Source organism: Hymenobacter antarcticus (assembly GCF_039539545.1).
Classification (GTDB): Bacteria; Bacteroidota; Bacteroidia; order Cytophagales; family Hymenobacteraceae; genus Hymenobacter; species Hymenobacter antarcticus.
Map to the genome: position 1 here is coordinate 95620 of NZ_BAABDI010000003.1, position 19300 is coordinate 114919.

Annotated in this window: 19 protein-coding genes and 1 tRNA gene; 15 read left to right on the plus strand and 5 right to left on the minus strand. The window is 57.1% G+C overall.

The genetic code is table 11. The annotated features are described in order from the left end of the window. Positions 1-75 precede the first annotated feature (75 nt). Positions 76-1164, minus strand: coding sequence for a M20 family metallo-hydrolase (locus ABD819_RS03765; protein ID WP_345121143.1), 1089 nt, complete (start codon positions 1162-1164; stop codon positions 76-78). Next, complete coding sequence (argB, locus tag ABD819_RS03770) at positions 1152-1934, minus strand: acetylglutamate kinase (RefSeq protein WP_345121145.1); 783 nt, start codon at positions 1932-1934, stop codon at positions 1152-1154. The genes ABD819_RS03765 and argB overlap by 13 nt, the downstream gene beginning before the upstream one ends. A gap of 418 nt (positions 1935-2352) precedes the next feature. Here argB and ABD819_RS03775 point away from each other — a divergent pair, with 418 nt between their 5' ends. The 11 genes from ABD819_RS03775 to ABD819_RS03820 all read left to right on the plus strand — a co-directional run bounded on the left by ABD819_RS03775 (position 2353) and on the right by ABD819_RS03820 (position 13516). Next, entirely contained in the window at positions 2353-2967 is a 615-nt protein-coding gene (locus ABD819_RS03775) for a GNAT family N-acetyltransferase (protein WP_345121147.1), read from the plus strand. Further along, positions 2964-4148, plus strand: a complete 1185-nt coding sequence (argG, locus tag ABD819_RS03780; RefSeq protein WP_345121149.1) for an argininosuccinate synthase — start codon at positions 2964-2966, stop codon at positions 4146-4148. Before ABD819_RS03775 ends, argG begins: the two co-directional genes overlap by 4 nt. A 59-nt stretch (positions 4149-4207) precedes the next feature. Beyond that, positions 4208-5239 (plus strand): N-acetyl-gamma-glutamyl-phosphate reductase, encoded by a 1032-nt coding sequence (gene argC / locus ABD819_RS03785; protein ID WP_345121151.1) that lies wholly within the window; start codon positions 4208-4210, stop codon positions 5237-5239. A 113-nt stretch (positions 5240-5352) separates the two neighbouring features. After that, positions 5353-5709 carry a hypothetical protein gene (locus ABD819_RS03790; protein WP_345121153.1) on the plus strand — a complete coding sequence of 119 codons (357 nt, stop codon included), beginning with the start codon at positions 5353-5355 and terminating at the stop codon, positions 5707-5709. A gap of 29 nt (positions 5710-5738) precedes the next feature. Continuing rightward, positions 5739-6917: an aspartate aminotransferase family protein gene (locus ABD819_RS03795; RefSeq protein ID WP_345121155.1), complete on the plus strand. Its 1179-nt coding sequence runs from the start codon at positions 5739-5741 to the stop codon at positions 6915-6917. Between the two features lie 111 nt (positions 6918-7028). After that, on the plus strand, positions 7029-8105 hold the full coding sequence (gene carA / locus ABD819_RS03800) for a glutamine-hydrolyzing carbamoyl-phosphate synthase small subunit (protein WP_345121157.1): 1077 nt from the start codon (positions 7029-7031) through the stop codon (positions 8103-8105). A 140-nt stretch (positions 8106-8245) separates the two neighbouring features. Further along, the gene (locus ABD819_RS21475; RefSeq protein WP_425553913.1) at positions 8246-8647 is read left to right on the plus strand and encodes an Imm50 family immunity protein; all 402 of its coding nucleotides are present in this window, start codon (positions 8246-8248) and stop codon (positions 8645-8647) included. 229 nt (positions 8648-8876) lie between these two features. Next, positions 8877-9167 carry a GIY-YIG nuclease family protein gene (locus ABD819_RS03805; RefSeq protein WP_345121160.1) on the plus strand — a complete coding sequence of 97 codons (291 nt, stop codon included), beginning with the start codon at positions 8877-8879 and terminating at the stop codon, positions 9165-9167. Positions 9168-9339: 172 nt separating this feature from the next. Beyond that, positions 9340-12570: a carbamoyl-phosphate synthase (glutamine-hydrolyzing) large subunit gene (gene carB, locus ABD819_RS03810; protein WP_345121162.1), complete on the plus strand. Its 3231-nt coding sequence runs from the start codon at positions 9340-9342 to the stop codon at positions 12568-12570. A gap of 36 nt (positions 12571-12606) precedes the next feature. Then, a complete protein-coding gene (locus ABD819_RS03815; RefSeq protein WP_345121164.1) occupies positions 12607-13197 on the plus strand; it encodes a hypothetical protein in 591 nt (196 codons plus the stop codon). A gap of 118 nt (positions 13198-13315) precedes the next feature. Next, positions 13316-13516 carry a hypothetical protein gene (locus ABD819_RS03820; protein ID WP_345121166.1) on the plus strand — a complete coding sequence of 67 codons (201 nt, stop codon included), beginning with the start codon at positions 13316-13318 and terminating at the stop codon, positions 13514-13516. Positions 13517-13641: 125 nt separating this feature from the next. Here ABD819_RS03820 and ABD819_RS03825 read toward each other — a convergent pair whose 3' ends face one another. Further along, positions 13642-14238, minus strand: a complete 597-nt coding sequence (locus ABD819_RS03825) for a Uma2 family endonuclease (protein ID WP_345121167.1) — start codon at positions 14236-14238, stop codon at positions 13642-13644. Positions 14239-14361: 123 nt separating this feature from the next. Here ABD819_RS03825 and ABD819_RS03830 point away from each other — a divergent pair, with 123 nt between their 5' ends. Beyond that, positions 14362-15306, plus strand: a complete 945-nt coding sequence (locus ABD819_RS03830; protein WP_345121168.1) for a Rossmann-fold NAD(P)-binding domain-containing protein — start codon at positions 14362-14364, stop codon at positions 15304-15306. Between the two features lie 207 nt (positions 15307-15513). Here the strand turns inward: ABD819_RS03830 and ABD819_RS03835 are convergent. After that, positions 15514-15586, minus strand: a tRNA-Lys gene (locus tag ABD819_RS03835). A 311-nt stretch (positions 15587-15897) separates the two neighbouring features. Here ABD819_RS03835 and ABD819_RS03840 point away from each other — a divergent pair. The 3 genes from ABD819_RS03840 to ABD819_RS03850 all read left to right on the plus strand — a co-directional run bounded on the left by ABD819_RS03840 (position 15898) and on the right by ABD819_RS03850 (position 18352). Beyond that, a complete protein-coding gene (locus tag ABD819_RS03840; protein WP_345121169.1) occupies positions 15898-16428 on the plus strand; it encodes a hypothetical protein in 531 nt (176 codons plus the stop codon). A gap of 346 nt (positions 16429-16774) precedes the next feature. After that, positions 16775-17599, plus strand: coding sequence for an MOSC domain-containing protein (locus ABD819_RS03845; protein WP_345121170.1), 825 nt, complete (start codon positions 16775-16777; stop codon positions 17597-17599). 33 nt (positions 17600-17632) lie between these two features. Then, positions 17633-18352, plus strand: coding sequence for a DUF2461 domain-containing protein (locus ABD819_RS03850; protein WP_345121171.1), 720 nt, complete (start codon positions 17633-17635; stop codon positions 18350-18352). A 296-nt stretch (positions 18353-18648) separates the two neighbouring features. Here the strand turns inward: ABD819_RS03850 and ABD819_RS03855 are convergent, their stop codons facing one another. Further along, positions 18649-19272 (minus strand): deoxynucleoside kinase, encoded by a 624-nt coding sequence (locus ABD819_RS03855; RefSeq protein WP_345121172.1) that lies wholly within the window; start codon positions 19270-19272, stop codon positions 18649-18651. Positions 19273-19300 lie beyond the last annotated feature (28 nt).

Here is a 19300-nt window from a genome sequence, read left to right on the forward strand (position 1 = left end):
GATTAATTAATGCCTGCACAAACTGGCACGTTTTCTTAAAATAAAAGTGTGTCGAACCTCTTCTCTTCGCGATACTTATTTAAGCTTCGCGATACTTTGCGCGTCGACATCAGTCAGCAGCTCAATGTAATCCCGGATTCCCGCCCGAATCTCACTCACCAGAACAAACTCATCCGGTGTGTGCGAGCGGGCACTTTCGCCCGGCCCCATTTTAAGGGTTTCAAACGGCATTATCGACTGGTCCGACAATGTCGGCGAGCCGTAAATCGTCTTTCCCATCGCTAATCCTTTGCGAACTACTGGATGATTTTCGCTGATGCGCGAAGAATTCAAATGCGTAGAGCGCGGCACAAGTGTCGCCTGCATATTATCCCGTAGAAAATCAATTATTTCCTGGTTCTGATACAGCTCATTCGGACGCACATCAATTACAAACTGGCAGCGGTCGGGCACCACGTTATGCTGTGTGCCGGCAGTTATTTGCGTCACCGTCATTTTCACCGGCCCCAGCAGCGGCGAAACCCTCGGAAACTGGCAGTTTCGCAGCCACCGAATATCATCCAGCGCCTTATAGAGGGCATTTTCGCCTTCTTCACGGGCAGCGTGGCCGGTTTTGCCGTGGGCCGTGCAATCCAGCACAATCAGGCCTTTTTCGGCAATAGCCAGGTTCATTCCAGTAGGCTCGCCCACAATTCCCAAATCAATTTTACCGAATTCGGGTAGCACACTACGGATGCCATTGGAACCCGATATTTCCTCTTCCGCCGTAATGGCGCAGATTAGGTTAAACGCATTCGGTTTATTCTGAAAATACAGAAATGCCGCCAGTAAACTCACCGCCGCAGCACCCGCATCATTGCTGCCGAGGCCAATCAATTTATCCCCCTGGCGTACCGCACCAAACGGCGAATAATTCCAGCCCGCGCCGGCCTTCACCGTATCATGGTGCGAATTAAGGAGAATAGTCGGCTTACTAGCATCGAAATGCTGCGAAACGGCCCATACGTTATTATTACGACGGTTTGCCGCCACCCCATGCGCCGCCAGAAACTCCTGAATCAGCGTGGCGGTGCCCCCCTCTTCGCGGGAAAACGATGGCGTATTAATCAGTCGGACTAATAATTCAATCGCCTTGTCACTTAATTGATTTATCAGGTCAGGCATAGCGTGGTTTTTACGTCTCCATTGATTTGCAACGCGTGCTCAATAATTACTTTTTCAACCCCAAACTGCAAGGCATCAAAAGCATTTTCTAATTTTGGCAACATGCCATCGGCAATAATCCCGCTTTCTTTTAATACTACGTAATCAGCCAGCGTTATTTTGGCAATTACGGAATCACCATCCGCAACATCAGCCAAAACGCCTCTTTTTTCAAAGCAGAAATGCAATTTTACCGCGTATTTCTTACTCAATGCCTTGGCGACGGAAGCAGCAATCGTATCAGCATTGGTATTTAATAATTGACCATGGCCGTCGTGGTTGATAGGGCACAGCACCGGGGTCAGCTGCAGCTGCAGGAACTGGTGCAGCAGCTCCGCATCCACACTCTTTTCACTTAAATCACCTACGAATCCGTAGTCTACTTCTCGCACCGGTCGTTTCACCGCTTTTATAATATTGCCATCGGCACCACTCAGGCCCAGTGCATTAACACCTTTACTTTGCAGGTAAGCCACAATCTGCTTGTTGGTTTTGCCAGCGTAGAACATCGTTACGAGGTCGAGCGTGACCGCGTCGGTAATGCGACGCCCATCAACCATGCGCGGGGCGATGCCGAGGCGCGTGAGCATTTCGCTGGCTCCCTTGCCCCCACCATGAACCAGGATTTTCGGGCCGCTAATTACCGAGAATTGGCGCAGAAATCCCTGCAGGTCCAACTCATGGTCGATTATGCCTCCGCCTATTTTAAATATATTTAACTCGGGCTTCATTACTACTTCACATACGCGCAAACCCACCGGCAGGCAGCGGCTATTTCAAAAAAACCACGGGAAATGTTGCAGGCAAAAGTAGGGGCTTTTACCTTTGCAGCAGAAATGAACCTCCAGGTTCGGCGTTGTGTTAAAGCGCCGAATCGACATATCTCCGCCGTGTCCCGTCTGGTTTCCACTTCAACGTTGCTCGCTCCCGCCGCCTGGCTGGGTGTAGCCGGCGTGTGTGAAACTGCCAGCACATTGGTGCGACGACCCTAGCGGCTTCAGCAGCCGCATGTTGGCCCCTTGGCCAGCCCCTTTGAGCCGGGCTAGTATCCGCTCTACTTACAGACAGGTTTGGGCTTTAGCAGGAACTATCCGCACGAAACGGATAGTCCGGACAGCCGCGTATCTATCCCTAAGTTCTTAATAATCAATGATAATTCGGGTTGCAACGCCAGCGGACGCACAGTACGCTGACTTATTATGCCAATGGTACGTCGAGTCGGCCAAAACAAGGGGCACTGGCATCGCCAAGCGCGAGCCGGCCTACGTGGCCCAAAAAATGGCTAGTGGCGATAGCATCATCGCCTTCGTGGATGGCGAGCTGGCCGGCTTCTGCTATATCGAAACCTTTGATGACAAGACCTTTGTCGTGAACTCGGGGCTGGTGGTGAACGCGGCCATTCGCAAGCATGGCGTGGGCCGGGCCATCAAGCAGGGCGTATTCGATTTGTCGCGCACCAAGTACCCAAACGCCAAGATTTTTGGCATCACGACCAGCCTGGCCGTGATGAAAATCAACACTGATTTGGGTTACGAGCCAGTTACGTTTTCCGAGCTTACGGCCAGCGAAGATTTCTGGAAAGGCTGCAAAAGCTGCAAAAACTACGGCATTCTCATGGACAACGACCGCAAGATGTGCCTCTGCACGGGTATGTTGTTCGATGCCGCCGACAAGCTCCTGCAGGTGCAAGTACCCGATTTTGCCGCCCTGGCCACCGCCTCTTTTGCTCCTGTCTCCGCCCCCGAAACTGATTCTGCATCATGAAGAAAAAAGCCATTCTCGCCTATAGCGGCGGCCTCGACACCTCGTTTTGCGCCGTGTATTTATCGCGCGACCTCGACCTGGAAGTACATACCGTCATCGTCAACTCGGGCGGCTTCACGGCCGAAGAGCTGGCGGCCATCGAGAAACGCGCCTACGAATTGGGTTCGGTGAAGCACGAGGTAATTGACGTGACCACGCGCTTCTACCACGACTGTTTGCGCTACCTACTGTTCGGCAACGTGCTGAAAAACGACACCTATCCGCTGAGCGTGAGCGCCGAGCGCATGTTCCAGTCGCTGGCCATTGCCGAATACGCCCGTGTCAACGAGGCCGACTACATCGTGCACGGCAGCACCGGAGCCGGCAACGACCAGGTGCGCTTCGACGTCGCTTTTTCGGTTATCGCGCCCAAAACCGAGATTCTCACGCCCATCCGCGACCTTAAACTCTCGCGCCAAGCCGAGATTGAGTACCTGCACCAGCAGGGTTTCGAAATGAGCTGGGAAAAGGCAAAATACTCCATCAACAAAGGCATCTGGGGTACCAGCGTGGGCGGCGTCGAAACGCTGACTTCGCACGAGGCCCTGCCCGAAAGCGCCTACCCGTCGCAATTGCAGCGGCAGGATTCGGAGCGCGTGGAAATCACCTTCGAAAAGGGCGAGCCGGTGGCGCTGAATGGCGAAACGATGGACCCGATAACCCTGATTCAGAAGCTGAACGAGCTGGGTTCGGCCTTTGCCATCGGCCGCGATACGCACGTCGGCGATACCATTCTGGGCATCAAGGGCCGGGTGGGTTTCGAAGCCCCCGCGCCGCTCATCCTCATCAAGGCGCACCACCTGCTGGAGAAGCACACCAGCACCCGCTGGCAGCTGCTGCACAAGGACTACATCGCCAACTGGTACGGCACCTTGCTGCATGAGGCTCAATACCTTGACCCGGTGATGCGCGACATGGAAGCTTTCCTGGAATCGTCGCAAACCCACGTTTCGGGCAAGGTATTCGTGCAGCTCAAGCCTTATCAATTCGACCTGCTTGGCATCGAATCAAAGTATGATATGATGCAGTCGAAAGTGGCCACCTACGGCGAGGAAAACAACGCCTGGGATGCCCGCGACGCGCGCGGCTTCATCAAGATTTTCGGCAACCAGCTGAAAATTAGCGCGAGTTTGCACGAGTAACCCCTCCCCAACCCCTCCCCGATGGGGAGGAGCTTCGATTTAGTTTCTCCTTACTGATTATGCATAATTTGAAGTCGTCTGGCTCCCCTCCCCACCGGGGAGGGGCCGGGGGTGGGGTTAAGGCCGGCATCGTGGGCGGGGCCGGCTACACGGCCGGCGAGCTGATTCGCATCCTGCTGCACCACGAGTTTGTGGAGCTGGGCGGCATCGTCAGCTCGTCGAACGCGGGCAACCCGGTGCACCAGGTGCACGACGACTTGGTGGGCGAAACCGACCTGACCTTCGCCTCCGAGCTGGCCGGCGACGAGGACGTGGTGTTTCTGTGCCTGGGCCACGGTAATTCCAAAGCCTGGCTGCACCAAAACACCCTGCCCGAAACCACCCACGTCATTGACCTGAGCAGCGATTTCCGCCTGACGGCCGATGCGGAGTTTGAAGGCCGCGAGTTCATCTACGGCCTGCCGGAGCTGAACCGCAGCCGCATCCAGCAGGCCCGGAACATTGCCAATCCCGGCTGCTTCGCCACGGCCATTCAGCTGGCGCTGCTACCGCTGGCTAAGGCCGGCCGGCTCACCGACGACATCCACGTGTCGGCCATCACCGGCTCGACCGGCGCGGGCCAGAGCCTGTCGGAAACGGTGCATTTCTCGTGGCGCACCAACAACGTGTCCATCTACAAGCCCTTCACGCACCAGCACCTCGGCGAAATCGGCGAGAGTCTGGCGCAGCTGCAGCCGCAATCAGCGGCGGAAATTCACTTCATCCCCTACCGCGGCAATTTCGCGCGGGGCATTTTTGCCAGCGTCTACACGCCCTCGGATTTGACGCAGGACGAGGCGCGGGAGCTGTATAAGCAGTTTTATTCTGACGCGCCGTTCACCACGGTTTCGGATAAGGAAATACATCTGAAGCAGGTGGTGAACACCAACAAATGCCTGCTGCACGTGCAGAAACAGGGCAAGCAATTGTTAATTACCTCGGTGATTGATAATCTGGTGAAAGGCGCATCGGGCCAGGCGGTGCAGAACATGAATCTGCTGTTTGGGTTACCGGAAACGACGGGGTTGATAAGTAAGGCTTCGTTTTTTTAAGCTAACCGAACGTCATGCTGAGCCTGCCGAAGCATCTCTACCGCTTCTATAGAACATGATTTCACCAAAAAACTTCGACAAACAGGTCAGCATGAGAATTTCAGATTACGCTTATGACTGCTGAAACTAAGTTACTAGCTGAAGTAATTCGACATTCTCCAGACGGAGCCGACTGGTTTATTTCTACAGATTCCTATGACGGCATCAAGTATATACTTGGCAGCTTATTAACAATCACAGAAGGCGATTGGATTGTCAATATTACTGAGCAGAATAGAGAAGCCGTCGCTAGCTTGATTGAAAAACACGGCTTATCAATGAAGATAGTGCACACTTCTGTTGAGACTAAAGAGCAAACTGTTTTGCTCAGAGGTTACGATAGAATGGCTTTCATTGGAATCAAAGAGAGTTTTTACGAAGGGCTAAATCAAGAAAATATACCTACCACATTAGACATCGAATTAGATTAAGTTCTGACAGAATCTAACCGCTACTCAGCATGGAGCTTTTCAACGTCTACCCCCTCGTCAACATCACGCCCGTGCGCGCACTCGGCGCGAAACTCTGGGACGACCAGGGCCAGGAGTACCTGGATTTCTACGGCGGCCACGCCGTGATTTCCATCGGCCACAGCCACCCGCACTACGTGCAGCGCCTGACGGAGCAGCTGCAAAATATCGGCTTCTACTCCAACTCGGTGCAGATTCCGATTCAGCGCGAGCTGGCCGAGAAGCTGGGCCGCGTGTCGGGCTACCCGGATTTCTCGCTGTTTCTGTGCAACTCCGGGGCCGAGGCCAACGAGAATGCGCTGAAGCTGGCCTCGTTCCACACCGGCAAAAAGCGGGTTGTTGCCTTCCGGGGCGCGTTTCACGGCCGCACCTCGGGCGCGGTGGCCGCCACCGACAACCCCAAAATCGTGGCCCCCTTCAACGCCGACCACGCCATTTCCTTTGTCGGGTACGACCTGAAAGCGGTGGCCGAAATCCTGCGCGGCGGCGACGTTTGCGCCGTTATCGTGGAGCCAATCCAAGGTGTGGGCGGCATCATCATGCCTTCCGATGATTTCCTGCAAGGCCTCTCGCTGCTGTGCGGCGCGCATAATGCCCTGCTGATTGCCGACGAGGTGCAGAGCGGCTACGGCCGCAGCGGCAGGTTCTTCGCCCACCAGCACGCCGGCATCCGACCCGATATTATTGCCGTGGCCAAGGGCATGGGCAACGGCTTCCCCATCGGCGGCATCCTGATTGCGCCCGAGCTAAAAGCCTCCTACGGCCTGCTGGGCACCACCTTCGGCGGCAACCACCTGGCCTGCGCCGCCGCCTTGGCCGTGCTCGAAGTCATTAAAGACGAGAGGTTATTAGCTCACGCCACCGAAATGGGGGGGTATCTGCGTCAGGAATTGGAAGCCCACGCCGGGGCCGAAGAAATTCGCGGCCGCGGCCTGATGGTTGGCATCAAATACAACTTTCCCATCAAGGAAATCCGCGACAAGCTGCTGACGGAGCACCACATTTTCGTGGGCAACGCTTCGGACCCCACGGTGCTCCGGCTGCTGCCACCGCTGAATATCACGAAGGCGGAGGTCGATAGGTTTTTGGGGGCGCTGGTTGCGTTAACCCCACCCCCTAGCCCCCTCCCCGGTGGGGAGGGGGAACTGGTTTCTAGTGCTAGAATTTAGTTTTTATTCCAAATTTTCACCCATATACCACCAGCTAATTTCTAGAGCTAAAAACTAGAAACTAGTCCCCCCTCCCCACCGGGGAGGGGGCTAGGGGGTGGGGTTACCCATATGCCACAAGTAAAACTCATCCTTGAAGACGGCACCTCCATCACCGGCGAATCCTTCGGGGCCTTCACCTCCGCCGCCGGCGAGGTCGTGTTCAGCACGGCCATGACCGGCTACCCCGAAAACCTCACCGACCCCTCCTTCGCCGGCCAGATTCTGGTGCTCACCACCCCCATGGTGGGCAACTACGGCGTGCCCGGCGAGGAGCTCTACGACTCGATTTCCCGGATTTTCGAGTCCGACAAAATCCACATTGCCGGGCTGGTGGTGAACTACTACTCCGAGGAGCACAGCCACTGGAACGCCGCCAAAAGCCTCGGCGACTGGCTGAAGGAGTACAACATCCCCGGCATCTGCGGCGTCGATACCCGCATGCTCACCAAGAAGTTGCGCGAGAAAGGCGCGATGCTGGGCAAAATCGTGGCCGGGGACGACGTGCCCTTCCACGACCCCAACCTCGACAACCTGGTGGCGCAGGTGAGCCCGGCCGACATCCGGCACTACGGCAGCGGCCAGCACAAAATCGTGCTCGTGGACTGCGGCACCAAAACCAACATCATCCGCTGCTTCCTGGAGCGCGATGTGGAGCTGATTCGCGTGCCCTGGGACTACGATTTCACGACCCTCGATTACGACGGCCTGTTCTTAAGCAACGGCCCCGGCGACCCCAAAATGTGCGAAGCCACCATCCGGCACCTGCAAAAGGCCCTGGCCCAGGACAAGCCCATTTTCGGCATCTGCCTGGGAAGCCAGCTCATGGGCCTGGCGGCGGGCGGCGACACCTTCAAGCTCAAATACGGCCACCGCAGCCACAACCAGCCCGTGAAGCTCACCGGCACCCAGCGCTGCTACATCACCAGCCAGAACCACGGCTTCGCGGTGGATACCGAAACGCTACCCGCCGAGTGGCAGATGCTGTTCGAGAACCTGAACGACGGGACTTGCGAAGGCATCAAGCACACGTCCAAGCCGTTTTTCTCCACCCAGTTTCACCCCGAAGCCGCTGGCGGGCCGGAGGATACGGAGTTTCTGTTTGATGATTTTTTGAAAGCGGTGGTGGAGTATAAGCAGGGGAGATAAATGAACGTCATGCTGAGCGGAGCGCAGCGAAGTCGAAGCATCTCTACCACTTCATTGAGCTGACCTAAATAAGATTTAGTAGAACAAGTCTGATTTTTAGTTACTTCCTGCAAACGTTAAACCTAATAAGCAATACCCCGATGTGGATTGAGCACGTTTTGAATCCTAAAACCATAACGAGTATTTACTCAACGGAACCCCCATCTTTAGCGCAAGTGCAGCTACATGAGTTGTCCATTGTTTGTGGCGGTGACCTGCAATGCAAGCTCCGTTTCGACTTAAAGGATTTCCCTGCTGACGCCCCAATCAAATGGGTACAGCGGAGATGCAATACAGTTCAACTGACTCTAAATTTGATTCAAACGGACCTAATCCAGTGTACTATTCCCAGCGGAAGCGGCATTGGAGACTTGAGCATCATTCACGATGGAATACGCTTTCAAATAACATTTAGTACCCAGCCGCAAGGAGTCGTTTTTCAAGCAACGGCTACCTGGATACATGTTGATAGCATATCAGGCTACCAAAACGAACAATCTTGATTGGCCACGTTGGCTCATAAATGGTTATTTGTGCGGTAGAGATGCTTCGACTTCGCTCAGCATGACGTTCTAAATTTGGCAGTGGTCTAAAGCATGGTGATTGTAGGAACGCGCTATGGCGCGTTCACTCCTCGAACAACTGAGGCGACCCGGCGCAGGCGGTGAACGCGCCGTGGCGCGTTCCTACCGCATCACCTGCGATTAGACCACCGCCCTAAATTTACCCAGCATGTACGTCTACATCCTGACCAATCCAACCCAAACCGTTTTGTACATCGGCGTCACCAACGACCTCACGCGGCGGCTTTACGAGCACAGCAGCGGCCGGGGCGACGCTGGGAAATTCACCGGACGGTATCAGGCTGATTTGCTGGTGTACTTTGAAATAGCGCCCGATGCAACGCAGGCCATTGCGCGGGAAAAGCAGTTGAAAGGCTGGACCCGCCGGAAGAAAGATGCGCTGATTAGTGCGTTTAATCCGACTTGGCAGGCCATTGATTTAGAAACCTGGGAAGGCTGAACCCAACAAATACTCAGAACGTCATGCTGAGCTTGTCGAAGCATCTCTACCGCTTCGTTGCAGTAGTAATTCAACGAAGCGGTAGAGATGCTTCGGCTACGGCTCCGCCTTCGCTCAGCATGACGTTCTTTTTCACTCTGCCCGACGTTCTTTTTTGAACACACACGACCTAATGAACAAACCCAACAAAGTACTCATCCTCGGTTCCGGCGCCCTGAAAATTGGCGAGGCCGGGGAGTTCGATTATTCCGGCTCGCAGGCCCTCAAGGCGCTGAAGGAGGAAGGCATCCGCACTATCCTCATCAACCCCAACATTGCCACCGTGCAGACCTCCGACGGCATGGCCGACGACGTGTACTTCCTGCCCGTGACGCCCTACTTCGTGGAGGAAGTCATCAAAAAAGAGCGGCCCGATGGCATTCTGGTGGCCTTTGGCGGCCAGACGGCCCTGAACTGCGCCGTGGCCCTGTACCGGGCCGGCGTGTTCGAGCTGTACGGCGTGCGCGTGCTGGGCACGCCCGTGCAGAGCATCATCGACACCGAGGACCGGGAGATTTTCAAGGTCAAGCTCGACCAGATTGGCGTGCTCTCGGCCCGCAGCGTGGCCTGCACGACGATGGCCGCCGCCCTGGCCGCCGGCGAAACCATCGGCTTCCCCATCATCGTGCGGGCCGCCTTCGCGCTGGGTGGGCTGGGCAGCGGCTTCGCCAATAATATGGATGAGCTGCGCCCCCTGGCCCAACAGGCTTTCACGACTTCGGACCAGATTCTGGTGGAAGAATCGCTGAAGGGCTGGAAGGAAGTGGAGTACGAAGTGGTGCGCGACCAGTTTGATAACTGCATCACGGTCTGCAACATGGAGAACTTCGACCCCATCGGCATCCACACCGGCGAGAGCATCGTGGTGGCCCCGTCCCAGACGCTGAGCAACCGCGAGTACCACAAGCTGCGCACCATCGGCATCAAAACCATCCGGCACCTGGGCATCATCGGCGAGTGCAACATTCAGTACGCCCTCGACCCGCATTCCGAAGATTACCGCGTGATTGAGGTGAATGCCCGCCTCTCGCGCTCGTCGGCGCTGGCCTCGAAGGCGACGGGCTACCCGCTGGCCTTCGTGGCCGCCAAGCTGAGCCTGGGCTACTCGCTGGCCGAGCTGAAAAACAGCGTCACGCAGACCACCTCGGCCTTTTTCGAGCCCGCCCTCGACTACGTGGTGGTGAAGCTGCCGCGCTGGGACCTGGGCAAATTCTCGGGCGTGAACCGCCAGATTGGCTCGGCCATGAAGAGCGTGGGCGAGGTGATGGCCATCGGAAAAACGTTCGAGGAAGCCATTCAGAAGGGCCTGCGCATGCTCGATACCGGCAAGCGCGGCTTCGTGGCCAACCGGCCCGACAACGTGGACAAAGACACCATTGACCAGCTCCTGAGCGAGCCGAACGAGGAGCGCATCTTCGCCATCAACAACGCCTTCGAGGCCGGCTACACGCTGGAACAGGTGCACCAACTGACGAAGATTGACCACTGGTTTTTGCAGCGCCTGTTCACCATTTTCGAGCTGGGCCAGCAGCTGGCCGCCGGCCGCGCTGCGGGCTTGGATGGGTTGGAAACCAAGCTGTTGCGCGACGTAAAAAAGGCCGGTTTTTCGGACCAGCAGATTGCCGTGCAGCTGCTGGGCGAGGGGGACGTGAAGGCCGATGAGCTGCGCGTGCGCGCCCGCCGCAAGGCCCTGGGCGTGCTGCCCGTGGTGAAGCAGATTGACACGCTGGCCGCCGAATTCCCGGCCAAAACCAACTACCTCTACACCACCTACCACGGCACCGAAAACGACCTGGCCCGCGAAACCGCGAAGTCCATCGTGGTGCTGGGCTCGGGCGTGTACCGCATCGGCTCGTCGGTCGAGTTCGACTGGTGCGGCGTGCAGGCCGTGCAAACGGCCGCCGAGGAGGGCTACAAAACCATCCTCATCAACTACAACCCCGAAACCGTTTCGACCGACTACGACGTGAGCGACCGGCTCTACTTCGAGGAGCTGAGCTTCGAGCGGGTGATGGACATTCTGGATTTCGAGCAGCCCGGCGGCGTGATTCTGAGCACCGGCGGCCAGATTCCCAACAACCTAGCCATGCGCCTCGAAGAAGCCCACGCGCCCATCCTGGGCACCACGGCCGCCCACATTGACGAGGCCGAAAACCGCCACAAGTTCAGCCGCATCATGGACGAGCTGGGCATTGCCCAGCCGCGCTGGCAGGAGTTGACCTCGCTGGAGGCCATGCACGGGTTCGTGCGGGAAGTGGGCTACCCGGTACTCATCCGGCCGAGCTACGTGCTGTCGGGCGCGGCCATGAACGTGGTTTCCAACGCCTTCGAGCTGGAAGAATTCCTGAAAGCGGCCAAAGAAGTCAGCGCCGAATACCCGGTGGTGGTGTCCGAATTCATGCAGGAAGCCAAGGAAATTGAGCTGGACGCGGTGGCCGACCGGGGCGAAATCGTGAGCTACGCCATTTCCGAGCACGTCGAGTTTGCCGGCGTGCATTCCGGCGATGCCACCATGTACTACCCGCCCCAGCGGGTGTACGTGGGCACCATCCGCAAGCTCAAAATCATTGCCGAAAAGGTGGCCCGCCGCTACGAAATCAGCGGCCCGTTCAACATTCAGTTTCTGGAAAAAAACGGGGCCATCAGCGTGATTGAGTGCAACCTGCGCGCCTCGCGCAGCTACCCTTTCGTGTCGAAAATCTCGGGCAACAACCTCATCAAAAAGGCCACCCAGGTACTGCTGGGCAAGGAAGTAGCGCGCGACGAAAGCGAGCGAATCTACGACCTGCCCTTTGTGGGCGTGAAGGCCCCGCAGTTCTCCTTCACCCGCCTGCCCGGCGCCGACCCGGTGCTGCGCGTCGACATGGTGAGCACCGGCGAAGTCGGCTGCCTGGGCGACACCGCCGAGGAAGCCCTGCTGAAATCGATGCTGAGCGTGGGCTACAAAATCCCCGCGAAAACGGTGCTCATTTCCGGCGGCCCCATCCTGTCGAAAGTGGCGCTGCTCTCCGCCACCGGGCTGCTGGTGAAGCGCGGCTACCAGATTTACGCCACCCAGGGCACCCACCGCTTCTTCGCCGAAAACAGCATCCCCAGCAGCCTCCTTTTCTGGCCCGACGACCTGCAGGAGCCCAACGTGCTGACGTATTTGAAGGAAAAGAAAATCGACCTGGTCATCAACATCCCGAAAAACCTGTCAAAAGGCGAGCTGGATAACGACTACAAAATCCGCCGCACCGCCGTGGATTCCGGCGTGCCCTTGCTGACGAATGCGCGGCTGGCAAAGGCGTTTATTAAGGCGTTTTGTACGCTGGAGATGAAGGACTTGAAGATTAAGAGTTGGAACGAGTATAAGGCGATGTAGAGACGCATATTTGCGTCTCGTCGTTAAACCATTATCATGAAACACAGCCTTCTTTCTCTTCTTCTATTACTTCTGGTAAGCTCATGCAACATTAGTGACGAAGCCAAGGAACTTGGCAATGGTTACACTTATGTAGGAGAAGGAGCCCCTTTAAATTACATCATTGGTAGTCATACTATTTATCCTAAAGTAGTGGGATTTGAATTTGATGAGTCATTTATTGTGGTAGCTCAAGAGCCTAATTTGGAAGGGTATAAATCAATACTTGGTACTGACTTAGATTCGCCTTATAGCTCATACCCCAATTATTTGGCTGATTCAGCAAGCTTACAGCATAAATTGTCAAAAACTGACTTTGAAACAGTTAGAAAATTTGGGCCCTTATTTTCAGCGTTAAAACAGAAAGACCTTTCGCCAGAGAATACTAGCAATGACATAGCGATACGCGAGGCAGTTGCTGACAGTCTTTTTCATAACGACCCATATTACCAAACTATCTTTCGACACAAGCGAAACTTCTGGATTATTCAGAAAGAAAAAGACGTTTTGTTCGGCCCTTTTAACTTCCAGCAGTTCAATCAGCAAAGAGAAATAATGGGAATTAGCCTGAAACTTGCCGAAGAATAATCCATGAAAAACTTGGCGGTGGTCCAAACTATGGTGAAATCTTGAAATAGCGGCAATTAATTATTGGCTCAAAACTATCGCTAGCACATCGCAGACGAGGCTTTTCTGGCTTTATGAAATGAGTGAAAACAGCTGCACCACCTTATTTTGGACCACCGCCAAAAACTTCACCTCCTTCGCCAATGCGGGCGACTACAAAGCCCTGTTGCAGCAAGCCCTAGAAATTAAGGCTAACCCCTACGGCTACCAGCACATCGGGCGCAACAAAACCACCGCACGGTTTTTCCACCTCACCACCCGGCTGCCCCTGAAACGGTGAAGCCCCCGGTGCAGGAACACCGAGGGCTTCGAAGAAGCAGGTGGAAACGCCCCTAGCTTCTCGGTCCAATGAGTAAGAAGCTTGCGGCGAAGAGGCTAAAGCAACTTACGCTTCAGAACCGATTACTAACGCCGCAACGGCCGTAAATCCAGTTCAAAACCGGGAAGTGCCGGCTCAGCGCTCAGCGTCGCGTCGAAGCTGCTGATTTCTTCCGGCTCCTGGCCGGGGCGGTAGATGGTGGCGGTTTCGTTAGTGGGGTCGAGTAGGAAGCCGACTTGTACACCATTGGCCAGGTAGGTTTCCATTTTGCGGCGCAGCGGGGCTAGCCCATCCGACGGTGAACGGACTTCAATTATGAACGTAGGGCATACCGGTGCGAAACGCAGGCGCTGCTCCTCAGTCAGAGCATCATACGCAGCTTTGGGCACCCACGAAGCATCAGGAGAGCGGACGGAGCCGTCGGGTAATGTGAAGCCAGCCGAGGATTCAAACACGTAGCCCAGCTGGTGCTGGCGGTTCCAGAATGTCAATTGAAAAAAAACTTCGCCGCATTTGAGGCTTGATTCGGAACCGGCAGGAGGCATAAAGATGATTTCGTGGTCGGCGTTGCGCTCCAGGCGCAGCAAGGGATTATCCTGACACAAGTCGAAAAACTCGTCGTCCGTGAGCCGGGACAGCGGGCCGTGCAGCACCACTACGTTGTCGATGTCGGCGAAAGTCATGGCAAGAATGTGGATGAAACGTCTTCAAATATAAGTTGTCGTACCCTTATAAGATGAGGTCAGCGGGATTGGTTCGACCGCCTTTTCCCTAGCATGCCGTTCTTGCGGAACAATTCTGAAACCATGAAAAACTTCACCTCCTTTGCCGATGCGGGCGACTACCAAGCCCTGTTGCAGCAAGCCCTGGAAATCAAGGCCAACCCCTACGGCTACCAGCACATCGGGCGCAACAAAACCGTCGGCCTCATCTTCTTCAATCCCAGCCTGCGCACCCGGCTCAGCTCCATCAAGGCGGCCTACAACCTGGGCGCGCAAGCCTGGGTGCTCAACGCCGGAGCCGACTCCTGGACCCTGGAAATGGCCGATGGCGCGGTGATGAACGGCGGCACCCAGGAGCACATCAAAGACGCCATCGCGGTGATGAGCCAGTACTGCGATGTGCTGGGCGTGCGCACGTTTCCTACGCTCACGGACAAGGCTGAGGACTACGGCGAAGTCGTCTTCAACAAGATTTTGCAGTACGCCACCGTGCCCGTCATCAGCCTGGAAAGCGCCACCCTCCACCCGCTGCAATCCTTCGCCGACCTCATCACCGTGGCCGAAACCAAGCCGAGGGAGCGCGTGAAAGTGGTGCTCACCTGGGCTCCGCACGTACGCGCCCTGCCCCAGTGCGTGCCCAATTCCTTCTGCGACTGGTTTTCGGAAATAGACTGGGTCGACTTCGTCATCACCCACCCCGAGGGCTACGAGCTGGACCCGCGCTTTACCAAAGGCGCGCGCATCGAATACGACCAAAAGAAGGCCCTAGAAGGCGCCGACTACGTGCAGGCCAAAAACTGGAGCAGCTACACAGACTACGGCCAGGTGCTCGGCAACGAACCCGCCTGGATGCTCACCCCCGCCCACATGGCCCTCACCGACAGCGCCAAGTTCCTGCACTGCCTGCCCGTGCGCCGCAACGTGGAAGTATCCGACGCCGTGCTCGATGCGCCCGGCTCGCTCATCATCCAGGAAGCCGGCAACCGCACCTTTTCCATGCAAACCGTGCTGCACGAGCTGCTGAAGTAGCGCTGGCACCAGCCAGCTCCTACAACGCATACCGTAATCCCCTATTAATCATATCTAAAAGCCCATAGCCCGCCACTTAACCCGGCTGGCTATGGGCTTTTTCGTAGCCCGGCCGCTACGTTATTCCGGTACGAAAAGCAGCGGCAGCTGGAGCCACCGAACACCACGAAAAAGCCCCATCCTGTTTCCAGAATGGGGCTTTTGCTGTGATCCCGCTGGGATTCGAACCCAGGACCCGTACATTAAAAGTGTACTGCTCTACCAGCTGAGCTACAGAATCGGTACCTTTACCTTGGAAGGGCGTTTCCTTCTTTGGTGGCACAAAAGTACTATAGCCTCTCGGACTACACAACCCTGACTTTAAAAAAAGTCTCTCTCTTTTCTGTGCGAAGCCTTTTCTTCTCCCTAATCTTCCTGCCTCTCTGTGGCTTGAGTGCAAACTCACCCGCAAAAAAAAATTCGCCAGTTAAGGTCCTAGCCGCACCGACCAGCTTACGGCGGGCCGATTCTTTGTTTGCGGCGGGGCAATATGAGGCGGCGGTGCCTGCTTATCGACGGCAAATTTGGCAAAACCGGCGCGCCTCGCCCGAAATGCTGCTCAAGATGGCCTATGTTCAGCAGCAGCTGGGGCATTACCCGGCCGCCCTCTTGTATCTGAGCATGGCGCAGGCCCGCCAGCCCCGGGTGCGCACCTGGCGGCAAATGACGGCCCTGGCCACCCAGCACCGCCTGGTGGGCTACCCCGCCACCTGGCAGCAGGAGCTCAGGGTGCAGGCGCAACGCTACTACTACCCGGGCCTGCAAGTGCTGCTGGGCGCGGCGGTAGTGGTAGCGGTGTGGCTGCTGTGGCGGCGCAGTGCGCGCGGGGCCTGGCTGGGTTATGCTGTGTACGTGGCCGTGGCGGGAATTTACCTGCACTTTCTGCGCCCCAAGCCGGTAGGGCTGGTGGCCCGGCCGGGCGCGGCGCTCATGGCCGGGCCGGGCGCGGGGGCGGCCTGGCTCAGCACGGCCGCTTTAGGCGACCGGCTGCCAGTGCTGGGGCACCAGGATATCTGGTACCGGGTAGAATGGCAGCGCCGGGTGGCTTTCGTGCGCGGAGCCGACCTGCTGGTGGTAGAATAACTGCCTAACGTTACGCAGTACCTTCGGTCAAGCGCCGCTGTGAATGTAGCGCGGACTTTGTAGTCCGCGGGTCCACGCCGTTCTGACTGCTTTAACGGTGCAGACTCGCGGACTACAAAGTCCGCGCTACATCCACAGCGGCGAGTTAAGTTGTTACTGATAAGTAGGTCGTGGGAATTAGTTTGATTTATCAGCACGTCATGCTGAGCCCGTCGAAGCATCTCTACCGCTTCGCTGAACGGCCCTGCTGAAGCGGTAGAGATGCTTCGACTGCGCGGACGCCAGATAGGCATGACGTTCCTTTTTATTGCAAAGTAATTTACCCGACCTACTTACTTTTGTCCCCATGTCTGCTTCCCTCACCCTTACCGGCCTATACCTCTACCCCGTGAAGTCTCTGGGGGGCTATGCAGTGCCCGAGGCCGATGTGACTGCCCGGGGCCTGCGGCACGACCGCCGCTGGCTGCTCGTGGACGAGCGCAACCGCTTCATGACCCAGCGCCAACAGCCCGAGCTGGCTTTGCTGACCGTGGCTCCAGCCTACAACGGCTTTTTGCTGAGCCACCGCCAACGGCCCGATTTACTGCCCCTGTTCATTCCCTTCGAGGCCACGCCCGACCGCACGCTGTTCGTGACCATCTGGGATGACATGGCATGGGCCTGGCGTGGCACCCCCGAAGCCGATGCGTGGCTGGCCGAAGCCCTGGGCCGCCCCTGCCGCCTGGTGTATATGTCCGACATGGTGCGGCGCGACGTGGAGCCGGAACACAACCCCGAAGGCCAGCTGGTGAGCTTTGCCGATGGCTACCCTTTCCTGCTGATTGGCGAAGCGGCCCTGAATGACCTGAATGCCCGCCTGGCCCAGCCGGTGCTCATGAACCGCTTCCGGCCCAACCTGGTGTTTGGCGGCGGCAGCCCGTACGACGATGACGCCTGGGAGCAATTTGCCATTGGCGGCGTACCGTTTCGAGCGGTGCGGGGCTGCGGCCGCTGCGTGCTCACCACCATCGACCAGCAGACGGCTGCTAAAAGCCCCGTAGGCGAGCCCCTGCGCACGCTGGCCACCTACCGCATGGCTGAGAGCAGCACGCTGTTTGGCCAGAACGTGACCGGTCCCGGCCAGGGCCGCCTGCGGGTGGGCGATGCCGTGACGGTACTCAGCCGGAAGTAGCCACATTCCGGCACGGGTGCAACTCGGTGGCCCATGGGTGCGTTCTGCCGGGCCGGGGTTATTCGCGCCGGCTTTCGCATGGATTTAGCGTACCTACTGGACTTTCTGGCCCGGCTCGCGGCCAACAATACCACGGCCTGGATGGCCGGGCACCGCCCCGATTACCAGCGCGCCCGCGCCGCCTGCACCGAGCTGGTGCGCCAGGTGCTGGCCCAGGCCGCCACCACCGACCCCGACCTGGCCCAGCTGACGACTGCCGATGTCCTGTTTCGGCTGCACAAAAACGACCGGGCCCACCGCGACCCCGAGCCCTACAAGCGGCGCATGGGCGCGGGCCTGAAGCGTGGGGGCCGCCACGCGCCGCGTGCGGGCTATTTTCTGGCCATCCAGCCGGGATTGAGTTGGCTGGGGGCGGGCACGTTTCATCCTACTCCGGCCATGCTGGCGGCCATGCGCCAGGAAATCCATTACAACGGGGCCGAATTTCATCGGCGGCGGCAGGCCCCGGAGCTGCTGCGCTACTTTCCGGCGGGCCTCGACACCACGGGGCCGCAGCTGACCCGCCCGCCCCGCGGCTACGCGGCCACCGACCCGGACCTGGCCTGGCTGCGTCTGAAAACCGTGGGCCTGAATCGGTTTTACAGTGATGCCGAGGTGCTGGCCCCGGATTTTGTGGCGCAGGTGGTGGCGGCCATTACCGCCGCCCGGCCCCTGGTCGACTTTCTCAACGAAGCGATACCGGATTTGGAGTAGTTATTTCCTGCTGTTAGACAGAGACTTTGTCCAAGCAATGCAGGCGGCTGTAGCACGACGCAAAGTCAGTAAAACAACTCTAAGCAGTCGTTCAAAAGTAAACGGGTTATTAGATGCTTGTTGTTAGTTGTCAGTCAGATAATTGCCATCCTACCAACAACTAATGACTAACAACTTAAAATATCATACTGAGCTTGCCAAAGCATCTCTACAGATTCGTCAGGGCCGTTCAACGAAGCTGTAGAGATGCTTCGGCAAGCTCAGCATGACCGTTCAGGCGCTTTCCCTACACGCTCTTAGAAAAGGCCGAACAGGGTGTTGTTTATCTTGTCGATGATGGTGCCCAGGTCTTCGGGGTTGTGCACGTAATCGAGCTCGTTCACGTCCACGATGAGGTGGCGGCCGGCGCTGTAGCCGGCTATCCACTTCTCGTAGTGCTCGTTGAGGCTTTTGAGGTATTCGATGCTGATGCTGTTCTCGTAATCGCGGCCGCGCTTCTCAATCTGACTGACGAGCTTGGGCAGGTCGGCCCGCAGGTAGAGCAGCAAATCGGGCGGGGCCACGAGGTCAATCATTGATTCGAACAGCGCGTAGTAGTTGTTGTAGTCGCGGGTTTCGAGCAGGCCCGACTCGTGCAGGTTGGCCGCGAAAATGTGGGCATCCTCGTAGATGGTGCGGTCCTGAATGATGCCGCGCCCCGCCTTTTGCAGCTCCTTGATGTGCTGGGTCTGCCGGAAGCGGCCGTTGAGAAAATATACCTGCAGGTGGAAGGCCCAGCGGGGCATGTCGTGGTAAAAATCCTTCAGGTAAGGATTATCGTCCACATCTTCTAAAAACACTTCCCAGCGAAAGTGCTGAGCCAACTTATGAGCCAGCGTGGTTTTGCCAGCTCCAATGTTGCCGACGATGGCAATATGCATGCGCTACGGATAAAAAAGACGGGAGGAT